Origin of the sequence: Desulforhopalus singaporensis (assembly GCF_900104445.1) — a bacterium.
Lineage (GTDB): Bacteria > Desulfobacterota > Desulfobulbia > Desulfobulbales > Desulfocapsaceae > Desulforhopalus_A > Desulforhopalus_A singaporensis.
Genome location: NZ_FNJI01000011.1, coordinates 83320 through 103750 on the forward strand (window position 1 = coordinate 83320; position 20431 = coordinate 103750).

The window sequence follows — 20431 nt, forward strand, 5'->3', positions numbered from 1 at the left end:
AATTTTTTTATCTCAAGATTTATTTCTTGACTGTAATCCCTGATGAGGAGGGAACATGTTACCAGATCATATAGAAACTGCACTCACATTTGACGATTTACTTCTTGTTCCGTCTGCTTCCGAGGTGTTACCGAACCAGGTAAGCCTGGAAACACGGCTTACCGATACCATCATGCTGAAAACGCCCCTGGTGAGCTCGGCCATGGACACCGTGACCGAATACCGGACGGCGATTGCCATGGCAAGGGAAGGGGGGATCGGCATAATCCACAAGAACATGACCATTGACGAGCAGGTCCTCATGGTGGAACGGGTAAAAAAATCCGAGTCGGGGATGATCATCGACCCCATCACGGTAACCCAGGACCAGTCCGTGGCGGAAGTACAGAAGATAATGAGCATCTATAAGATCTCTGGCCTTCCTGTGCTGCATAAGGGAAAGCTGACGGGTATCGTCACCAATCGGGACCTGCGTTTTGTCTCCGACGACGGGTTGCGGGTAGCCGACGTGATGACCTCGAAAAACCTGGTTACCGCCAAGGTCGGCATTACCCTTGAGCAGTCCAAGGCTCTGCTTCATGAGCATAGAATTGAAAAACTGCTGGTGGTGGATGACAATGGCGGCCTGAAGGGTCTTATTACCATCAAGGACCTTGAAAAAATCAAGCGATATCCCCTGGCGGCCAAGGACAGGTTCGGCCGGCTGCTAGTTGGTGCCGCTCTCGGGGTGGGCGCAAATATAGAGAGCCATGCGGAGAAGTTGCTGCGGGTCGGCGTCGACGTGGTGGTGGTCGATTCCGCCCATGGCCACTCCAAGGGAGTGATCAATGCCGTAAGGCGCGTTAAAGAAGCTTTCCCCGAACTTTCGGTGATTGCCGGAAACGTGGCAACCGGGGAAGGCACCGAGGACCTGATAAAGGCCGGCGCCAACGGAATCAAGGTCGGTATCGGACCTGGGTCGATCTGTACCACCAGGGTGGTTGCCGGAGTAGGGGTGCCGCAGATGACGGCACTGAAAAAAGCCGTTGCGGTGGGCAACAAGTACAATATCCCGATAATTTCCGATGGAGGTATCAAGCATTCAGGGGATATCGCCAAGGCGATCGGCGCCGGGGCAAGCACGGTAATGCTCGGCTCGCTTTTCGCAGGAACGGACGAGACTCCCGGAGACACGTTCCTCTATCAGGGCCGCACCTATAAATCCTATCGCGGGATGGGCTCGCTGGGTGCCATGAGTCAGGCGGACGGCAGTGCCGATCGTTATTTTCAGTCCGAGGTGGAATCCTCCTCCAAGCTGGTACCGGAGGGGATTGAGGGCAAGGTACCCTACCGGGGACCGATCTCAAATGTTCTGTACCAACTTCTCGGGGGACTGCGTTCAGGGATGGGGTATGTGGGAGCGGCAAGTATTGCCGAACTTCAGCAGAGGGCAAAATTCGTCAGGATATCTCCGGCGGGCCTTCGCGAATCCCATGTCCATGACGTGATCATCACCAAAGAGGCACCGAATTACCGCACCGCCTGAGAGGCTGGCGCTGTAACATAAATTCTTAACCGAAGAAGAAAGATATGGATATTCACAGTGAGAAAATAATCATCCTCGATTTCGGCTCCCAGACGACCCAGCTTATTGCCCGGCGCATCAGGGAGCAGAAGGTGTACAGCGAGATTCATCCTTTTTCAATCTCTCTTGACAAAATAAAGGAGCTCAAGCCGAGCGGAATTGTCCTTTCAGGCGGCCCCTGTTCTGTTTACGATGCCGATGCGCCACATTCCGATCCTGGTATTTTCGAACTGGATATTCCCGTTCTGGGCATCTGTTACGGGGCGCAGCTTATGCTCCAGCAGATGGGCGGCAAGGTTGAGAAAGCCGAGAAACGCGAATTCGGCAAAGCCGAGCTCACGATTCACTACACCGCCGGTCTTTTTGCCGGGTTGGAGACGGATAAACCGATCCATCAGGTATGGATGAGTCACGGAGACCGGGTGGAAGAGATACCTGAAGGTTTTGCGGTGACGGCCACCAGCGTCAATTCGCCCAATGCGGCACTGCGCCACAAGACAAAACCTTTTGTCGCCGTTCAGTTCCATCCGGAGGTTGCCCATACGGTTATCGGCAACGATGTGCTGAGGAACTTTATTTTCGGAATCTGCAACTGCAGTCCGGAATGGACCATGCACTCATTTATCGAGCAGAATGTCCGGGCAATCAAGAAAAAAGTGGGCAGCGACAAGGTGATTTGCGCTCTTTCCGGCGGGGTGGACAGCTCGGTGGTGGCGGCTATAATCCATCGGGCTATCGGTGATCAGCTGACGTGCATCTATGTCAACAACGGCCTGATGCGCACCGGAGAGAGCGAATCGATCATGCGGTTCTTCAAGGAAAAGACGAAGCTCAAACTTATCGATATTAATGCCACCGACTTTTTTCTCGGCGAACTTGACGGAGTTGAAGACCCGGAAGTGAAAAGAAAGCGGATCGGTCTGGGATTCATCAAGATTTTCGAGGAAGAGGCCGGAAAAATCGGCGGAGTGAAGTATCTGGCACAGGGTACCCTCTATCCAGATGTCATTGAATCGGTGAGCTTCAGAGGGGAGGCGCCGATAAAATCCCACCATAACGTGGGTGGACTGCCGGAGGTTATGCAGCTTGATCTTATCGAACCTCTTCGCGAGCTGTTCAAGGATGAAGTCCGGGAACTGGGCCTAGAACTCGGACTTCCCGAAGAGGCCATTTACCGCCAGCCATTTCCCGGGCCGGGGTTGGGGATACGGATTATGGGAGAAGTGACGGCGGAGAGGTTGAATATTCTGAGGCAGTCGGATGTGATAGTACTGGAAGAAATGCGCCGTGCCGGCTGGTACAGAAAGGTGTGGCAGTCCTTTGCGGTACTGCTGCCGATCCAGACCGTAGGGGTCATGGGCGACGGGCGGACCTATGAACATGTTATCGCCATTCGTTCAGTGGATTCCAGGGACGCGATGACCGCGGACTGGTCGAAACTGCCCTACGAGATCCTTGGCGAGATATCGAGCAGGATTATCAATGAAGTGCGCGGAGTCAACCGTGTCGTCTATGATATCTCCTCAAAGCCTCCGGCGACGATTGAGTGGGAATAACCCTGCGGTTCTCAGGAAGACATGCTGAAAACAGGAATCTACGTTGATGCCGAAAATATCAGAATGTGCGGCGGCTACGGTATGCGCTACGACGTTTTGGTGGACCTGGCGGAGAGCGGTAATTCGATACTGCTCAGGGCCAACTCCTACCTGGCCGAAGACAGGGAGCGGACCAGGGATGACGCCGATTACCGGCAGAAACTCTATCGCTATCACGACGTCATAAGGCAGTGCGGGTTCAAGGTCATTAAAAAGTATGTTAAACATTTCGTTGATGACGAGGGGATACTGACCACCAAGGCCAATGCCGATATGGATCTGGCCATCGATGCCCTGCTGCAGGCGAGAAACCTGGACCGGATCATCCTGCTCACCGGCGACGGCGATTTTATACGCCTGGTGCTGGCACTGCAGAATATGGGCTGCCGGGTGGAGGTGATAGGTTTTAACCACGTCAGCCACGAACTCAAAGAGGCGGCGGATGCTTTTTTGTCAGGCTTTCTGGTTCCCGGACTGCTGCCGATTCCTCCTCTGAACGGCGAAGACAGGTATCGCGGTATTCCCATAAACTACAACCCGGACCGGGGGTTCGGGTTTCTTCGCTACTACACCCTGGGGCCACAAGGGCTGTTGCCGGAATCGGTTTTTTTTCACTGCTCCAAGGCACCGGATATAAGCGATGCACTGTTCCTGGATTCGGCCAATATCTTTGAATTCACCATTGTAACAAATACTGACAACAACAGGACCGAGGCGTGGAACATACAGCTGCTTGATGAATAAAATCGGCTCATAGAGAAACGACGGGTATCCTGGCACTTATGGTAATTGCGGTCCGTTTGTTTTTGTGTTAGGAATAGTTGATGTTGATAACGTTACGTTTTAACAGTATATTCTTTGCACGGAGGAGAAATGAACTTGCGCTTGGATATGGTCAATGGTGAACTTCTGAAAAATATGCAGCCGGTCCTTCTGTCGTGGGGTGGGAAGATAGTCGCCGCCCTGCTTGTTTTCTTGATCGGGAAATGGGTCGCGTCAAGGATAACCATCCTGGTTGTAAAGATTCTTGAGAAGAAAAATGTCGATGTTACGCTGATACGTTTTCTTCGCGGCATAATTTATTATGCCCTGCTGATAGCGGTATTGATCGCCGCGGCGGGACAGCTCGGCATTCAGACAACGTCGTTTCTGGCGATTCTGGGCGCGGCCTCGCTTGCCGTGGGTCTTGCCTTGAAGGATTCCCTGGCGAATTTTTCCTCGGGGGTAATGCTCATCCTGTTCAGGCCTTTCAGGGTCGGCGACTGGGTGCAGGTCGGTTCTGAAGCGGGCACGGTGCAGGAGATCTCTGTTTTTTCCACCATACTGCACACTGGGGACAACCAGAAAAAAATTATTCCCAACGGAGCCATTGCCAACAATACCATCACCAATGTCACCGCCAATGCCACCCGCAGGATAGATCTTGTAATCGGCATAAGCTATGACGATGATATCGACAAGGCCAAACAGGTCCTGGCGAAGATCCTCGACGGTGAAAAGAGAATACTTCCGGAACCGGCACCGCTCATCGCGGTATCCGCTCTCGCCGACTCTTCGGTGAACCTGGCGGTACGCCCCTGGGTGAGAACAGCTGATTACTGGTCCGTCTACTTCAGCCTGACTGAAACCATAAAGAAAACCTTTGACGAGGAAAATATTACCATTCCCTATCCGCAACGCGATATACACCTGCATGGGCAGAACGGTTGATCGTTCTCTTTACTGCACGCAAATGTTACGACCGGTAACAACCGTTTTTAAAGGGGGAAACAGGTGACTGTGTTCATGGTCGGCGATATCGGCGGCTCCAAAAGTGAGTTTGCGATTTTCTCCAGTGATGATCCGGCAACTCCCCTTGATTTTCGTCGCTATGCGAATTCCGGCTTCAACAGTGCGGAAGAGGTTATGGAAAAATACCTCTCCCAGTGCAGCCACTCTCCCCAGACCGCGTGCCTGGCTGTGGCGGGCGTGGTTGAAGCCGAGCGGGCACAGATGACCAACCTCGATTGGCATTTTGACGCTTGCGCTCTTGCCGCCCGATTTTCTTTTGCCAAAGTGGTTCTCATAAACGATATGACCGCACTGGCCAGTTCCCTGCCTCTGCTCGACCGCAACCATCAACTCATGACACTTAACAGTGGGAGCGGTAAGCAAGGTGCGGTCTGCGGCCTGGTGGCGCCCGGTACCGGACTTGGCGAGGGGTTGTTTGTCCGGTTGGGGCAAAACTCTTTTTTTGCTCTTGGTTCCGAGGGAGGCCATGGTGGTTTTTCCCCGGCAGACAAAGAACAGCTGGAGCTTCTGCAGTGGCTGCAACAGAAGGTGAGCCCGGTAAGCTGGGAAATGGTCGCTTCCGGCAGGGGGATTCCGGCGCTGTTTGCGTATTATACCCAACATTGCGGCATGGCCCCGTCCGGGCGGATAACCAGGGAGCTTGCGGGGGGCGACGACCAGACAAGGATCATTATCGATGGCGGGGTGACCGGTGACAGATGCCCGGTATGTGCCAGGGTGGTCGAGCTGTTCCTGGCAATTGTCGGCAGTGAGGCCGGCAACCTGGCATTAAAGCTCAACGCCACTGGTGGAATCTATCTGGGAGGCGGAATCCTGCCCCGGCTTGTCGGCAGAACCTCGTTTGCACCGCTGGTGACAGCGTTTGGCGCCAAGGGTAAGATGACGGAGCTGGTAGCCAGGATTCCTCTTTATCTGATCCTGGAAAAAAAAGCGGTGCTGATGGGGGGCGCCAATTTTGTAACGGGAGGACAGCGTGGCTAACTCAACCGTTCCCGGGAAGATACTCGCCGCCTTTGGGGTAGATGAAAAAAAGAGTTCGATCAGCAAGCTGGGGCGGGGCAGGATCAACGACACCTATCTGGTGGAGAGCCACCGGACCAGTTTCGTGCTGCAGAAGATAAACGATGCGGTTTTTCCCCGTCCGGAAATAGTCGCCCGCAATTTTGCGGTGATAACAACACACTTGAGGGCCAAGAAAAAGAGTCTTGCCCCCGGGTTTATCTTTGCCGAGTCACGGTTGACCGCCGACGGGCAGATCATGGTGCTGGATGATGAGTACAAACTCTGGCGGGGCCAGCAGTACATCGGGTACGGAACGCTACCCCTTGAGCCGGATAATTTGCAGGTATTTCACATCGGCAAGACGCTTGCGTCGTTTCATCTCCTGGCAGGTGACCTCGATGTCGGGCTGCTCGGGGAGGCGCTGCCCGGGTTTCATAATCTGCCTCGTTACCTTAAGATACTGGATTGCCAGGTTGCAGGCCGCAGCCCTGACGAAACATGGCTCGATCGCTATTGCTCCGGATCGGTGGCGATGTTTCGCCACCGGGGCGGTTGCCTTGAAGATGGCCGGCTGCAGGGAAAATTGACGCTGCGTCCGATCCACGGCGATCCCAAGCTGGATAACTTCATCGTCGACAGCGACGGCCGGCCGGCGGGGCTCATCGATCTTGATACCGCAGGGCCGGGGCTTGTGCTCCACGATATCGGCGATTGCCTGCGCTCCTGCTGTAGTTCCGGCGCGAAACTTCCCCCCGGCTCCGGGGGCAGGCGGTTCGACAACGAAAAATGTCTGCAGCTGCTTAAGGGATACTTTTCAGTGGGTAAAAACATGTTGTCGGCCATTGAAAAAGATTACATCTTCGATGCGATGCTGCTGCTGCCGTTTGAACTGGGGGTACGGTTTTATACCGATCACCTGCAGGGGGACGTCTACTTCAAGGTTGACAACCATGGCCAGAACCTCTATCGGGCGGCTGTCCAGTTCGCTCTTGTCCGGGAGTTGGCGGCTAACGAGAATCGCATCCGCATGGAGATTGGTTCGGTCCTGGCTGGAGGCAGCTGAATTTTTTATGGCAACCGAATCCGACCAATGCTATAGAAACGGTAACCGAACCGACGACCGGTGGTGGTCCGGAGCAGTCTCATAACCCCAAAAATCTTTTACTATACAGTCATACAATGTCACAAAAATCGCCATTTACTCTTCACTGTCTCTCAACCGAGTGTGATGCCCGCAGGGGCGAGGTCAGGACCAGACAGGGGGTTTTCCAGACACCGGTGTTCATGCCGGTTGGTACCCAGGGTACCGTCAAGGCGGTAACGCCCGAGAATCTTATGGAGATGAACGCCCAGATAATTCTTGGCAATACCTATCATCTTTTTATCCGTCCCGGTCACAGGCTCATTGAGAGTTTTGGCGGGTTGCACCGGTTTATGAACTGGAAGGGGTCGATCCTTACCGACAGCGGCGGGTTTCAGATCTTCAGCCTCAAGGAACTGGCGACAATTACCGAAGAGGGCGCGGCGTTTCGTTCTCACCTCGACGGGTCAAAACTATTTCTCTCTCCCGAAGATGCGGTTGAAGTGCAGCAGTCTCTCGGTTCGGATATAATGATGTGCCTTGACACCTGCATCCCTTTCCCGTCGACCAGAGACGAGACGATCAGGGCCACGGAACTGACCACCCGGTGGGCCAGAAGATGCCGAAGCGCTCATAGCAGAAGAGAGCAGCTGCTGTTTGGCATAGTCCAGGGGGGAATGTATCCCGAACTCAGAAAAGAGCATGCCGAGGCGCTTATCGATATCGGTTTTGACGGATACGCCATCGGCGGGTTGAGCGTGGGGGAAAAGCCTCAGATCATGTACGACATGACCCGGGAGACGGTCGCCTCGCTGCCCGCGGATTATCCGCGGTACCTTATGGGGGTGGGAACTCCGGAAGATCTTGTCGAAGGCGTCTGGCGCGGGGTTGACATGTTTGACTGCGTCATGCCCACCAGGAACGCCAGGAATGGGTCGCTGTTTACTTCCAAAGGGAAAATTTCCATTAAAAATGCTCGTTTTCGTGATGACCACTCTCCTGTTGATGAAGAATGCGGCTGCTATACGTGCAGGAACTATTCCCGGGCGTATCTGCGACACCTGTTTCAGGCCAGGGAGATTCTCAGTTATCACCTTAACACCATTCATAATCTGCATTTTTACCTTACCCTTATGGCAAATATCAGAAAAGCGATCGAGAAAGACAATTTTGCCCGTTTTCGGCAAGATTTTTATAGCAAGCTCGAGTACGAATGATTAGCATGGTCACGGTTAATATATTATAATCAATTGTATCGGAAGAATATTTTAATTCAGGTTTATCACGTTTTTGCAATCTTACTGGAGGAATTATTATGACAGAACTTGCTCATGCAGCTGCTCCTGCTGCAGGTGGCGCCGGAGGCTTCGCCTCTTTTATTCCACTTATTCTTATTTTTGTCGTGTTCTATTTTCTGTTGATAAGGCCGCAGCAGAAGCAGGCGAAGAAACATCAGGCATTTCTCAATGATCTGAAAAAAGGCAACAAGGTTGTTACCAAGGGTGGAATTCACGGACAGATCGTTTCGCTGAGCGATAACGTTGTTACCCTTGAAATTGCCAAGGACATAACAATTAAAGTTTCCCGTGATGCGATCGGAGGCCCTCTTGGCAAGGATGGCACCACTGAACAAAAAGAGATCAAGAGCTCCGGAGGGTGAGGCATTAAAGGTTGCTGATCCCCAGGTTGTGGAGCTGACAAGTCAAGCCGGATTTCCTGTTACTACGGGAAATTCGGCTTTTCTTTTCTGTACTGTACCTGCCAAGTATGGCCGCTGTCGGCCTGCGGCGCAGCGAAGGTACAGGTGTTGCTGACAGAATATTTGGCAAGCGGATGAGATAATGGCGAAAAAAAAGTATTATGCGGTGGCGGTCGGGAGGAAAAACGGGATATACGATGACTGGTCGTCTGCGGAAAAGCAGGTAAAGGGATACCCGGGGGCAAAGTACAAAAGCTTTGCCACCCGGCAACAGGCGGAGTCATGGCTTGACGACCCGGTATACGATCGTACTCCGCGAAAAGCGGCGACAAAACAAGCTGCGGCCGGAGACGACCTGGTTCCCTCCGACGGGATCCTGGTCTATACCGACGGCGGTTCCATTAATAACCCCGGACCGGGGGGATATGGGATTGTCATTATAGAAGGAGACATCAGGCGGGAGTTGAGCGGCGGTTTTCGCCGTACTACCAACAACAGGATGGAGATGACCGCGGCGATTGTCGCCCTGGATGATCTGCAGGAGAAGAGCAAAACGATCCACCTCTATTCCGATTCCAGTTATCTGGTCAACGGTTTTATCAAGGGGTGGGTGAAGAAGTGGCAAGGCAGCAACTGGCGAAAAAGCGACGGGCAGCCGGTGCTAAATGTCGACCTGTGGCAGCGTCTTGCAGCTCTTGCCGGAAAGAACGTGATTTTTCACTGGGTAAAAGGCCATGCCGGAAATGAGTTCAACGAGAGGTGTGACCAGCTTGCGGTTGCTGCGGCCAGGTCCTGTCCGGAAGACGTTGACGCCGGGTATGAAGAGCAAACCGGGTGAGCGTTTGTGTCATGTGGCGCGGCGCTGTGGCTTACCAGGGTTTTTTGAAGAATTTCAGGTAGTAAAAAACAATATCTAAAACCTTTCAGACCGATGAGTAAACGACTGTTTAAAGGGGCTGTTCTTTTCGGGCCGATACCGGCGGTACTGGTTACCACCATAGACAAAGAGGGACGTCCGAACGTATTTACCGTCGGCTGGACCGGGGTCGCCTGTACCCATCCGCCGATGGTCACCGTCGCCGTCAGAAAAGAACGTCTTTCCTATGATAATATACGCGAAACCGGGGAGTTTGTTATCAATCTCACCACCCGGGAGATGTTGAAAATCACCGATTTCTGCGGTTGCCGTTCCGGGAGAAAAGTTGACAAGCTCAAACATTTCGGCCTGGAAATAGAGCCCGGGACCGATGTGGCGGTCCCGTCCCTTAAAAAAAGTCCCGTAGCTCTTGAGTGCAAGGTTAAGAGCGTGACCGAACTCGGCAGCCACGATCTTTTTTTGGCAGAGATTGTTCGCAACAAGGTGGAACCGTCAATTATCGACGCCAACGGCAAAATCGACATGGCAAAGGCGGGACTTCTCGCCTATTGTCACGGCGAATATTTTGGCCTTGGCAAGCGGCCGCTTGCCTCGTTCGGACATTCCGTCGCTCGCAGGTCCACCCGCAAAAAGGGTCACGGAAAAAAGGTGCAGGCGACCAGGTCGTACCGAGGGAAAAAACGGAAGTAGAGCGGCGTCTGGAGCGGGTAACAGGAGTGGAGGCTGCAGTGAAAAAATCCGGGATGTTGACCGCCACGCCGTTATGCAATAAAGTTGCATTCGGGAAATGTTCGCAGATCTTTTATACAAGGGGAAAACATGCATCGTCTCAATATCTGCCTGCTAATGTTTTTTGTCCTATTTACAGGATGTTTTCCGGCATGTGCCGAGCCGGAACCGATGGTGTTTGTTTCCATACTGCCGCAGAAATACCTGGTGCAACAGGTTGGCAAGGATCTTGTTCATGTGGAAGTGATGGTACAGCCGGGGGCAAGTCCCGCCACCTATGAGCCGAAACCTTCACAGATGAGAAAACTCAAGTCGAGCAGTGTTTATTTTGCCATAGGGGTCCCATTTGAGCAGGCCTGGCTTACCAGAATCAGCCGGATGAATCCGCAGATGACCGTGGTGCACACCGATGCCGGAGTGACAAAACGTGCCATGAAAAAGGACTACTCTGACGCCTTGACTCACGATGAAGCTCACCCGGCAGACGGCCACTTCCATGAAGGGCTCGACCCGCATATCTGGCTTTCCCCTCCCCTTGTCAAGCAGCAGGTTGTCGTCATACGGCAGACCCTTGAACAGCTGCTCCCGAACGAAAAGCATATGTTGCGCAAAAATGAACAGCAGCTGCTTGAGCTGATCGATGACCTTGACCGGAAATTGCAGAAGATGTTCAGTAATCTTCAGGATAAACGTTTTCTGGTTTTTCATCCGACCTGGGGCTATTTTGCCGATCACTACGGGCTTGAACAGATCGCCATAGAGATCGAGGGTAAAAGTCCAAAGCCCGCCCAGCTGCGGCAACTGATAGGGTATGCACGAAAAAACGACATCAGGGTAATTTTCGTGCAGCCGCAATTTTCGGTTAAGAGTGCAGAAATTGTCGCAAAAGAACTTGATGGCCGGATGGTCACGGCGGACCCGCTTGCCGGAGACTGGCTCATGAATATGGAAAAGGTCGGTGCTGCCTTTGTGGAGGTGTTGCGGAAATGACGAAAACAGAAAGTAAGGTACTGGTCGATATCTCCAGCCTCTGCTACACCAACGGCGGGGTCGATATCCTGCACGATATCAATCTGACGGTAAACAGGGGCGATTTCATCGCTGTAATCGGCCCCAACGGTGGAGGAAAGACAACTCTTCTGAAGCTGATCCTGGGACTTTTGCAGCCGACCCGGGGGGCCATTGATGTCCGGGGGCTGCGTCGTGCATCGGGCACCGGTGCAATCGGGTATGTGCCGCAGCATGTCAATCATAATCTTAATTTTCCCGCTACCGCGCTCGATGTTGTCCTGATGGGGAATCACTCGGCTTCGAGGAGGTTACGTTTCGGCAACAGCCGCCGGGAGGTCATGCAGGCCCATGAAGCTCTTGAAAAACTGGGAATCAACGATTGCGCCGACCGGAAAATAGTCGCCCTGTCCGGCGGCCAGCGGCAGCGCGTGCTGATTGCCCGGGCGCTCGTCGGTCAGCCTGAGCTCCTGGTACTCGATGAACCGACGGCGTCCATAGATACCAAGGGGCAGACCGATTTTTACGATATGCTCAAGGAGTTGAACAAGGACCTCACTATCCTGATGGTCTGCCATGATCTGATGATTGTCGCATCCTATGCCAAGTCGATCGCCTGTCTCAATCGCAGACTGCATTACCACGATTCGTTCAGGTCGTCGGGGGATGTTATCGATATATTTTACTCGTGTTCGGTTCAGGAGATGTGTCCTGTGGGGGTAATTACGCAGAACATCAAGGATATTCGACCTGTCGGGGGAAAAGATGATTGAGGTGCTGCACTATGAATTCATGCGTCATGCGCTGCTTGCCGGTCTGCTTGCCGCCGTTGTCTGCGGGGTTATCGGAACCCTGGTGATCGTTAATCGCCTGGTTTTTCTCTCAGGCGGGGTAGCCCACAGCGCCTACGGCGGCGTCGGCCTGGCCTTTTTTCTCGGCTGGCCCTATATGATCGGCGCAACACTTTTTGCCTTTGGCTCGGCGATGATAATGGCGGCGGTGTCGATAAAATCCAAACAGCGCACCGACACCATCATCGGGGTCATGTGGTCTGTGGGGATGGCCGCCGGTATCCTGCTTCTCGATCTTGCTCCGGGATACAACGTCGACCTGATGAGTTATCTGTTCGGCTCCATTCTCAGCGTTCCGGCGGGGGATCTTGTGGTCATGGCGATAGTGACCCTGGTCGTTCTGCTGCTTGTCGCCTATTTCTACAGCGATCTGCTGTTGATGTCCTACGATGAAGAATTCGCCGAGGTCAAGGGGGTTCCGGTCCGTCCTCTCTATTTCATGCTGATAGGCATGGTAGCCGTTACGGTGGTCATGGTGGTGCAGGTGGTGGGCCTTATTCTGGTTATCGCCCTGCTCACCATTCCTCCCTACATCACGGAAAAATATACCAGGTCCCTGTTACAGATGATGGTTTTCTCAAGTCTTCTCGGAATGGGGTTTATTCTTGGTGGATTGTGGGCTTCCTACATTTACGACCTCACCTCCGGGGCGGCAATCATCTTTGTTGCCGGAACCGTTTTTTTCCTCTCCCTCGGGGTGGACAAACTTATTGCAATGAAAAAACGGCGGGTCTGGTTACGGTCTCATCAATCTCTTGAGTCCGGGAGAACCGGCATCGTTGACAGCTGATACGGGACGGGGACTAAACATGTGTGAGCTGTGCGACTACAACCTGATGCTCGAGGAGGCTGGGCTTGCTCCCAACGACAATCGGCTGCGTATCCTGGAGGTGATCGGTGCCAACGCCTATCCGCTCACAGCAGCCGAGATATTTGCTGTTATCGACAGGACCAAGCCTGTTAACCGGGTGACCGTTTACCGCATCCTCGACAGCCTGGTGCAGCGCAGGATCGTCGAGAAGATATCCGGTTCCAGCCGCGCAGCCCATTACGGCCTGGCACCCAACGACAACCACCTGCCGCATCCCCATTTCCACTGTACCAGTTGCGGCCTTGTCGATTGCCTTGCTCCGGAGACGTTGTCGGTGGACCAGGACAGGTTGATGAAAACCTTTGCCGGCGAGATCGAACGGGTTGACGTACGGATAGAGGGAACGTGTAGGAACTGTCTGAAGCTGAAGAACCGCACATAATTCCAGACGAAGAGGCGGTCCTGGCCGGACGGAATCGGAAAAGCTGATTTTTGCGGCCGCCACTATCGGAAAATAAAATTGTACCCGCAGCCCGGAGTGTCGTATGTTGCGTTCGAGTCATACATCTGCCGTAGAGTTTGGCAATCATACTACAATGTCCGGAGATATAAATGAAAAAGATTATAGTGTTACTTGGGTTTATGGTGGCTGTTTTTTCCCCTTTCTGGTGCCTGGCTGCGGTTTCGGAATCGTCGGGCGTGATCACCATGGAATTTGATCTCACCGACCATCCTGTCGACAAGGAGATGAAACTATGGATTCCATATCCGCTTTCCGACTCTGACCAGATCATCTCCGATATCAGGGTTGAAGGGGATTATGCGGAATCTGCGATATATTCGGATCAGAAATATTCCACCCCCATGCTTTTTGCCCGCTGGGAAAAAGGGGCGGCCAGTCGAAAGCTGGCGCTTCGTTTTCATGTCACCCGCCGGGAGGTGATAAAAAAGGATTTTCCGGCTGCAGAGGGACCATGGGACCCTGCGGATTATGCGCTATATCTTGCCCCTACAGGGCTGGGGCCGGTGGATGGCGCGGTCAAGCTTCTGGCCGATCAGATCGTTTCGGGCAGGACAACAGTATATGCCAAGGCCAAGGCCATATACGACTGGATCTGTGAGAACATGTATCGTGATCCCGACACCAGGGGGTGCGGTACCGGGGACGTCTGCGCTCTCATTGCAGCGCCGGGCGGCAAGTGTACCGACATCCATTCCGTTTTTGTGTCTCTGTGCCGTGCCGCCGGGGTGCCGGCGCGTGAGGTTTTCGGTATCCGCCAGGGGAAAATCGACATTCAGGATATAACCGGGTGGCAGCATTGCTGGGCGGAGTTCTACCTTCCCGGGTACGGCTGGGTTCCCGTCGATCCGGCCGACGTCAGGAAGATGATGCTCAAGGAAAACCTGACGCTTGATGATGAAAAAACCGATCAGTACCGGGAGTATTTCTGGGGCGGCTGGGACGCCTACCGGGTAAAGCTTGCGGTGGGGCGTGATATTGTTCTCAATCCACCGCAAAAAAGCAGGCCGCTGAACACTTTCGGCTATCCCTACGCAGAAGCGGACGGCGCCCCGCTTGACTGGCTCGACCCAAAAACCTTTTCCTATGTATTCACCTACCGAAAATGACAGGTTAGCTGGCTGTTGCCGGGTTACTCGGCAAATATATCCCCGCTCTGGCCCTGGGGCAGCGGGGATGTGTTAAATTCTTTGCAACGGAGTGGTAAATGCGATAGGTTTGACTGTCAGTATAGTAGGCAGTGCCTGGATTGAGGAACTGCATGGCATGTTCAAGACCACCCCGCTTCGTGCACCCCCTATGGATCCGATTAAAATAAGCCTTGTGTTGTGGCGCATGTGCGTCAGTAGTGATTATCGCCTTGTCAGGCTGCGAAAAGTCTTTGATCCGGGCTACTACCTGGCCCTTGCCGGAGGAGATGAACGGGAGGCTGTCGATCCCCTGTGGTATTATCTGCAACTGACAGGAGATGATCTCTTTACCCCGGATCTCGCCGCCAGGGGCTGGCGTCAACTGGCCGATCCTCACCCGCTTTTTGATACAGCCTATTATCTGCTCAGATATTTTCCTGAAGGGCTGAAAATGAACCCCCTGGTTCATTACCTGCGCATCGGCTGGAAAAAAGGGTTGCATCCGGGGCCGTTTTTCGATCCCGAAATTTACCGGCGAAGAAGCGGCTGGCGTAATGGCGATCCTCTCACCCATTACAGCCGCTATGGCGCGGCGGCAGCCATCAGTCCAGGACGGGGGTTCGACATAGACTGGTATCTCGACCGCAACCCGACACTTGTGTCGGTCAAGCATGAAATCATTAAACACTACAAACTCCACGGAGCGAGGATAGGCAAAAGTCCTCTGCCACTCTTTGATCCGGCCTATTATCTTCAGCAGATTGTCGATTCCAGGGGAACTGAAGATTTGCCCAGTGATCCACTGGCCAGCTTTCTCACCTCGGCGACACTGTTTCAGCGGCCCGCTCCTTGGTTTGATCCGGCTTATTACATCCACGACGATTCATCCCTTGAGACCGCCGCCGAGGCGCTCCTCCATTATGTCGCCCGTGGCGTATACCAAAAAAAGGCGTGCGATGCCAAAAGAGACGCCCTGACTGAAAATCCCAAAATTTCAATCTTGGTACCGGTCTATAATCCGGACCCACATTTTTTGCGCAACTCCATCCGGTCCGTTCTCTACCAGACCTATGACAACTGGGAACTCTGTCTGGCCGATGATTGCAGTACCCGTGACGGGGTGAGGGAAATACTGGAGGACTGGGCGGCAAAAGATGACCGCATAAAGGTTACGTACCTGGACTCCAACAGCGGTATTTCCGGGGCGACCAATGCGGCGGCAACTCTTGCCACCGGAGATTATATCGGCTTTTTAGACAACGATGACGAGCTGGCACCCGACTGCCTTTACCAGGTGGTGGAGAACATCTGTGAAACAGGTGCAGAGCTCGTCTACACCGACGAGGACCTGATAGGCGACGACGGCACCAGGCTGTCGATTTTCCGCAAACCCGACTTCAATGAGGAGCTGTTGCTCAGCCACAACTACATCACCCATTTCGTGGTGGTCTCCCGCAAAATTTTCGAACAGGTCGGCGGCCTGGCGACCGAGTTCGACGGCGCCCAGGACTACGACCTGATGCTGAAAATCAGTGAGAAGGCGGACACCATATCACACATTCCCGAAATTCTTTACCACTGGCGGGCATCAGAGACATCGACGTCGATCAACCACGAACAGAAAAGCTATGCCCACCAGGCGGGACGCAAAGCTCTTGACGCTGCCATTTCCAGAAGAAAAATACAGGCCCGGGCGGAAGACAGCGGACTCAATTTTTTCTACCGGTTGGCCTATTGCGTTGACAGCGGGGCAACCGTCGCCGTCTTTGTGTGGATACCTGAAATTACCGCAGAATATATACACTCGCTGGCCGAACTGTTCAAAACCACCGCCAGCCTGAAGGTGCGTCTGATCGCGGTCTCTTCGCTGCCGGAGCTTCACAGCCGCGTTGTCTCTGAATTCCCGGAGGCAGCACGTGAGATAGAAGCAGGGCGGCTCAAAATTGTCAAGGCGGATGCAGGGTTGTCAAAGGCCGGGGCGCTGGCCCAGGCGATAGAGGAATGTGTGGATGACTATATCGCCTTTGTCGAGTTACCCTTTCAGCGTCTTTGTGAAAACTGGACAGAGATGCTGATGGGGGCGGCCAGGAACAGGGATGTCGGCATGGTAAGGGGCAGGATAACCTTTGACGGTACCGATGGCGTCTCCTATGCGGTACCCGACCTTGACGATGTCAGCCTGAGCGCGTACTATCGTTTTCTGCTGGATCATCCCCTCCATGTCAACGGCATGCACTGTTCCCAGGAAACGGGATGTTGCGGCTGGGAACTGGTGCTCATGCGGCGGGAAGTGTACCGGGCGTCAAACGGTCTTGACTGGGAAAATTTTCCGATGCTCTTTGCCATGGCGGACCTGGCGCTGAAGATCAAGGGCTGCGGCAGGAAAATTGTTTATATCCCTGATGCAGGTGTTGATTTTTCAAACGAGGTGCAGGCTACAGACGCCCCAGAACTTGAAGCTGAAAAAAAGATGTTTCAGCAGAAGTGGTACCGGCGTCTTGCCGGCCATGACGCCGGCTATAACAGGGGAGTCCTCGAAGATAACGGCGTCGACCAGGCCATGTTCCATCTCTGGTACACCGGCCGCGAAGAGATCGTCGAATAGTTTCACCCCTGATGCTTTTTCCTGAGGTAGGCTATGATGTCGTCGCTCTCGTACATCGAGAAGTCGCCGTCGATGAGAAAAGGTACCATCGCTTTGCCTCCGACCTGCAGTACCGTATCCCTTCCCGGGGTGAACGGTGCGGCATTTATTATTTCATAGTCTTTGCCCGCACTCAGCCCCATTTCCAGGGTCGCTCTTTCCACCTTTCTGCAGTATGGGCAGTCTTCGCGCATATAGAGTTGGATCATAACGGTTCCTTGTAATAAGAGGTTTTTCTTGAAAATTCAGCTCCTGGTTCCCACCCCTTTTTTCAGGAGTATCAGGTTTGCCGAGAACAGGGCCACCGAAAAGAAAATAAGCATCGTCAGTCCCACCCAGACATTGATGTCGGAAGTGCCCAGAAAGCCGTAACGGAAACCGTTTATCATGTAAACTATCGGGTTAGCCCTGGAGACGGTCTGCCAGAAATGGGGCAGAAGGCTGATCGAATAAAAGACCCCGCCCAGATAGGTGAGAGGGGTGATAACGAATGTTGGAACGATCGATATATCGTCAAATTTTTTCGCAAAAATGCCATTGATCATTCCGGCCAGGGAAAAAACGAAGCTGGTCAGGAAGACAAACAGGACTGCAACCGGGAGATTGTGGATGGGTAGCCTGACAAAGATAAGGCTGACCAATGAAACCAGAAACCCGACGCTTATTCCCCTGGCCATGCCGCCACAGACGTAACCGAGGACTATCACCCAGTTCGGTGTAGGGCTCACCAGCAGCTCTTCTATATTGCGCTGGAACTTTGCGCTGAAAAAGGAAGAGACCGTATTGGCATAGGAGTTGGTGATCACCGACATCATTATCAGGCCGGGAGCGATAAATGACATGTAGCTGTAATCACCGATGTTTTTGAGCTGGGAGCCGATAAAACTGCCAAATATGATGAAGTAAAGGGTGAGGGTGATCACCGGCGGCACCAGGGTCTGTATCCAGATACGGAATATCCGGATAAGTTCTTTTCTTATAATGGAATAAAGAGATATAAGGTGTTGCTTCATCGTTCCACCAGTTCCATGAAAAGTTCTTCGAGTCTGTTGGTTTTGTTGCGCATGCTCTCGATCACGATGTCTTTTGACTCGAGATAACTGAAAATCGAATTGATGGAACAGGCCTTGGTCTTGGTCACCTCAAGGGTGGTTTCGTCAAGTTTTTTGAATTCAATGCCGTCCACCGATTCTACATGGTCGACACTGTTTGCGCATTCCAGCACAAAAGTTTCCCTGTCCAGCTGCCGCAACAGATCTTTTTTCCCGGTGTTCTCTATTATTTTACCGTGATTGATGATAGCTATCCGGTCGCACAGTTGCTCCGCCTCTTCGAGATAGTGGGTGGTGAGGATGATGGTGCGTCCCTGGCGGCTCAGTTCCAGCAGGAAATCCCACATGCCGCGGCGCAGCTCGACGTCGACGCCGGCGGTCGGTTCGTCGAGAATGAGAAGTCTCGGTTCATGCACCAGCCCCCTTGCGATCATCAGTCTGCGTTTCATCCCTCCTGAAAGCTCTCTTGCCGCAGTGTATCGTTTGTCCCACAGCCCCAGCTTCCTGAGATATTTTTCCGCGTTCTTCCGGGCAACGTCTCTTGACAGACCGTAATATCCGGCCTGCTGGGTGACAATATCCAATACCTTTTCAAAGATTGAAAAATTGTATTCCTGGGGAACCACCCCGATAAGCTTTTTCGCCGCCGGAAAATCCCGATCTATGTCGATGCCGAAAACCTCAACCTGGCCCCGGGACTTGGTGATCAGTGAGGTTATTATACCTATGGTCGTGGTCTTGCCGGCGCCGTTGGGCCCGAGCAGGCCGAAAAAATCACCCTCCTGTACGTCGAGAAAAACACCGTTCAAGGCCTTGAAGCCGCTGCGGTAAATTTTGTGGAGATCGTTAATCTCTAATGCTTTCATAATTGCCGTACCAGCTATTGCACCTGCCGGATAAAATAGTCGACTATTTCACCCGCCAGGTTCCGGTTATCCAGATCGGAAATCTGGATGATTCCGGTGGGACAGGTAATGTTGATCTCGGTAAGTTTTTCGCCGATAAAATCGAGCCCGGAAAAATGGATACCCTGGTCAACCATCCAGGGACCCACTTGGTCGACTATCTGTTGTTCCCGGTCGGTCAGCTCCGTTTTGAGCGCGTCGCTGTTGGCAAAATTTGCATGGAACCCTTGTCTGGGCCTGCGCATGGCCGCCCCCAGCACCCTGTCTCCGAGCATGATAACCCGTTTGTCTCCCTGGTAGACCCTGTCGAGGAATTTCTGCACCATCACCGGTTGTCCTCCGCACGCCGTCATCTCGTCGATAGCGGTCTGGTCGCCGACTTTGAGCTGTTGCACCGATTTCCCCTGGAAGGAGTCAAGGGATTTGATGACACAATGACCATGTGCATCAACAAATTCGGCAATCAGTTCCGGCGAGGAAGCCACCAGGGTAGGCGGCATGTGATCCACAAAAGGGAGCGCGATCAGTTTCTCGTTAAAGTTGCGAAGCGCAAGGGGACTGTTGATAACCCGGGTGCCCGAGAGGGAGAGCAGCTGGGAGGCGTAGTGAAATCTCAGGTCATAGGGAGGTTCCTTGCGCATGAGGATCAGGTCGTAATCGGCCAGTCTTCGCCTGGTCTTCCTGTTTTTCAGGTCTTCGGCCAGGACCGAGGCGCAACTGTCGAAAAACAGGTTCTCTATTGTCGCGGTATCGACTGTTATTTCCTGTCTTCGACCCTCGTTGATAAGCGCTATCGAGGTATCTGTTGTCGCTATTAAACCTTCAATGGGGTCAAGTACCACCAGCCACTTCATCAAGCATCCTCCTGCCGGCAAAACGATATAGGTTTGACACACAGACGGGCCGTATCTGGCGGGGATGCGGTCAACCTGCGTCTTCATATCTGCAAACTGTTGGCGGTATGGCGATGGACCCTGGCCTTGTCCAGGTGAAATCAGATACATCATACCCCTTCCGGTTTGGCAATCTCCAACACATTGATAAGTCCTGATGCGGTTTTTGTCAAAATCGGAACAATGAAAAGAGGTACAGCTGCAGGTATGCCGGTAGGATAACGGGCTTACCCGCGGACGCAAACCGGAGGCAAGCCTGCAGACATTTGTGCGCTACGA

20 protein-coding genes are annotated in these 20431 nt (G+C 53.2%); 16 read left to right on the forward strand and 4 right to left on the reverse strand.

Going from position 1 to position 20431, the window contains the following annotated elements:
• Positions 1–55: 55 nt before the first annotated feature.
• From guaB to BLQ17_RS09535, 16 genes are all read left to right on the forward strand, one after another.
• A complete protein-coding gene (gene guaB / locus BLQ17_RS09460; RefSeq protein ID WP_092222185.1) occupies positions 56–1525 on the forward strand; it encodes an IMP dehydrogenase in 1470 nt (489 codons plus the stop codon).
• Between the two features lie 44 nt (positions 1526–1569).
• Complete coding sequence (gene guaA / locus BLQ17_RS09465; protein ID WP_092222187.1) at positions 1570–3120, forward strand: glutamine-hydrolyzing GMP synthase; 1551 nt, start codon at positions 1570–1572, stop codon at positions 3118–3120.
• A gap of 21 nt (positions 3121–3141) precedes the next feature.
• Complete coding sequence (locus BLQ17_RS09470) at positions 3142–3903, forward strand: LabA-like NYN domain-containing protein (protein ID WP_092222189.1); 762 nt, start codon at positions 3142–3144, stop codon at positions 3901–3903.
• A 129-nt stretch (positions 3904–4032) separates the two neighbouring features.
• On the forward strand, positions 4033–4869 hold the full coding sequence (locus BLQ17_RS09475) for a mechanosensitive ion channel family protein (protein ID WP_092222191.1): 837 nt from the start codon (positions 4033–4035) through the stop codon (positions 4867–4869).
• Between the two features lie 63 nt (positions 4870–4932).
• Complete coding sequence (locus tag BLQ17_RS09480) at positions 4933–5931, forward strand: glucokinase (RefSeq protein ID WP_143005475.1); 999 nt, start codon at positions 4933–4935, stop codon at positions 5929–5931.
• Complete coding sequence (locus tag BLQ17_RS09485) at positions 5924–7015, forward strand: phosphotransferase enzyme family protein (RefSeq protein WP_092222195.1); 1092 nt, start codon at positions 5924–5926, stop codon at positions 7013–7015. Before BLQ17_RS09480 ends, BLQ17_RS09485 begins: the two co-directional genes overlap by 8 nt.
• 116 nt (positions 7016–7131) lie before the next feature.
• Complete coding sequence (gene tgt / locus BLQ17_RS09490; RefSeq protein ID WP_092222197.1) at positions 7132–8250, forward strand: tRNA guanosine(34) transglycosylase Tgt; 1119 nt, start codon at positions 7132–7134, stop codon at positions 8248–8250.
• Between the two features lie 98 nt (positions 8251–8348).
• On the forward strand, positions 8349–8693 hold the full coding sequence (yajC, locus tag BLQ17_RS09495) for a preprotein translocase subunit YajC (RefSeq protein WP_092222199.1): 345 nt from the start codon (positions 8349–8351) through the stop codon (positions 8691–8693).
• Between the two features lie 181 nt (positions 8694–8874).
• Entirely contained in the window at positions 8875–9570 is a 696-nt protein-coding gene (rnhA, locus tag BLQ17_RS09500) for a ribonuclease HI (protein WP_176761159.1), read from the forward strand.
• Positions 9571–9663: 93 nt separating this feature from the next.
• Entirely contained in the window at positions 9664–10299 is a 636-nt protein-coding gene (locus BLQ17_RS09505; protein WP_092222203.1) for a flavin reductase family protein, read from the forward strand.
• A gap of 129 nt (positions 10300–10428) precedes the next feature.
• Positions 10429–11328 carry a metal ABC transporter solute-binding protein, Zn/Mn family gene (locus BLQ17_RS09510; protein WP_092222205.1) on the forward strand — a complete coding sequence of 300 codons (900 nt, stop codon included), beginning with the start codon at positions 10429–10431 and terminating at the stop codon, positions 11326–11328.
• Complete coding sequence (locus BLQ17_RS09515; RefSeq protein WP_092222207.1) at positions 11325–12119, forward strand: metal ABC transporter ATP-binding protein; 795 nt, start codon at positions 11325–11327, stop codon at positions 12117–12119. Before BLQ17_RS09510 ends, BLQ17_RS09515 begins: the two co-directional genes overlap by 4 nt.
• Positions 12112–12987, forward strand: coding sequence for a metal ABC transporter permease (locus tag BLQ17_RS09520; RefSeq protein ID WP_092222209.1), 876 nt, complete (start codon positions 12112–12114; stop codon positions 12985–12987). The genes BLQ17_RS09515 and BLQ17_RS09520 overlap by 8 nt, the downstream gene beginning before the upstream one ends.
• Positions 12988–13006: 19 nt before the next feature.
• On the forward strand, positions 13007–13450 hold the full coding sequence (locus BLQ17_RS09525) for a Fur family transcriptional regulator (RefSeq protein WP_092222211.1): 444 nt from the start codon (positions 13007–13009) through the stop codon (positions 13448–13450).
• 170 nt (positions 13451–13620) lie between these two features.
• On the forward strand, positions 13621–14637 hold the full coding sequence (locus BLQ17_RS09530) for a transglutaminase-like domain-containing protein (RefSeq protein WP_092222213.1): 1017 nt from the start codon (positions 13621–13623) through the stop codon (positions 14635–14637).
• 109 nt (positions 14638–14746) lie between these two features.
• On the forward strand, positions 14747–17263 hold the full coding sequence (locus BLQ17_RS09535) for a glycosyltransferase family 2 protein (protein WP_143005476.1): 2517 nt from the start codon (positions 14747–14749) through the stop codon (positions 17261–17263).
• 2 nt (positions 17264–17265) lie between these two features.
• On the opposite strand, the gene BLQ17_RS09540 is transcribed toward BLQ17_RS09535, so the two are convergent.
• The 4 genes from BLQ17_RS09540 to BLQ17_RS09555 are packed head-to-tail and all read right to left on the reverse strand — an operon-like array spanning position 17266 to position 20200.
• Complete coding sequence (locus BLQ17_RS09540) at positions 17266–17508, reverse strand: glutathione S-transferase N-terminal domain-containing protein (protein ID WP_176761161.1); 243 nt, start codon at positions 17506–17508, stop codon at positions 17266–17268.
• Positions 17509–17547: 39 nt separating this feature from the next.
• On the reverse strand, positions 17548–18315 hold the full coding sequence (locus BLQ17_RS09545) for an ABC transporter permease (protein WP_092222219.1): 768 nt from the start codon (positions 18313–18315) through the stop codon (positions 17548–17550).
• Positions 18312–19220, reverse strand: coding sequence for an ABC transporter ATP-binding protein (locus BLQ17_RS09550; protein ID WP_092222221.1), 909 nt, complete (start codon positions 19218–19220; stop codon positions 18312–18314). The genes BLQ17_RS09545 and BLQ17_RS09550 overlap by 4 nt, the downstream gene beginning before the upstream one ends.
• Positions 19221–19234: 14 nt before the next feature.
• Entirely contained in the window at positions 19235–20200 is a 966-nt protein-coding gene (locus tag BLQ17_RS09555) for an ATP-grasp domain-containing protein (RefSeq protein ID WP_176761160.1), read from the reverse strand.
• Between the last annotated feature and the right edge of the window lie 231 nt (positions 20201–20431).

Excerpts from the sequence above, each read along its gene's own strand:
- guaB (WP_092222185.1), top strand. The coding sequence starts at position 56 with ATGTTACCAGATCATATAGAAACTGCACTCACATTTGACGATTTACTT.
- guaA (WP_092222187.1), top strand. The coding sequence starts at position 1,570 with ATGGATATTCACAGTGAGAAAATAATCATCCTCGATTTCGGCTCCCAG.
- BLQ17_RS09470 (WP_092222189.1), top strand. The coding sequence starts at position 3,142 with ATGCTGAAAACAGGAATCTACGTTGATGCCGAAAATATCAGAATGTGC.
- BLQ17_RS09475 (WP_092222191.1), top strand. The coding sequence starts at position 4,033 with ATGAACTTGCGCTTGGATATGGTCAATGGTGAACTTCTGAAAAATATG.
- tgt (WP_092222197.1), top strand. The coding sequence starts at position 7,132 with ATGTCACAAAAATCGCCATTTACTCTTCACTGTCTCTCAACCGAGTGT.
- yajC (WP_092222199.1), top strand. The coding sequence starts at position 8,349 with ATGACAGAACTTGCTCATGCAGCTGCTCCTGCTGCAGGTGGCGCCGGA.
- rnhA (WP_176761159.1), top strand. The coding sequence starts at position 8,875 with ATGGCGAAAAAAAAGTATTATGCGGTGGCGGTCGGGAGGAAAAACGGG.
- BLQ17_RS09505 (WP_092222203.1), top strand. The coding sequence starts at position 9,664 with ATGAGTAAACGACTGTTTAAAGGGGCTGTTCTTTTCGGGCCGATACCG.
- BLQ17_RS09510 (WP_092222205.1), top strand. The coding sequence starts at position 10,429 with ATGCATCGTCTCAATATCTGCCTGCTAATGTTTTTTGTCCTATTTACA.
- BLQ17_RS09515 (WP_092222207.1), top strand. The coding sequence starts at position 11,325 with ATGACGAAAACAGAAAGTAAGGTACTGGTCGATATCTCCAGCCTCTGC.
- BLQ17_RS09520 (WP_092222209.1), top strand. The coding sequence starts at position 12,112 with ATGATTGAGGTGCTGCACTATGAATTCATGCGTCATGCGCTGCTTGCC.
- BLQ17_RS09525 (WP_092222211.1), top strand. The coding sequence starts at position 13,007 with ATGTGTGAGCTGTGCGACTACAACCTGATGCTCGAGGAGGCTGGGCTT.
- BLQ17_RS09530 (WP_092222213.1), top strand. The coding sequence starts at position 13,621 with ATGAAAAAGATTATAGTGTTACTTGGGTTTATGGTGGCTGTTTTTTCC.
- BLQ17_RS09545 (WP_092222219.1), bottom strand. The coding sequence starts at position 18,315 with ATGAAGCAACACCTTATATCTCTTTATTCCATTATAAGAAAAGAACTT.
- BLQ17_RS09550 (WP_092222221.1), bottom strand. The coding sequence starts at position 19,220 with ATGAAAGCATTAGAGATTAACGATCTCCACAAAATTTACCGCAGCGGC.
- BLQ17_RS09555 (WP_176761160.1), bottom strand. The coding sequence starts at position 20,200 with ATGAAGACGCAGGTTGACCGCATCCCCGCCAGATACGGCCCGTCTGTG.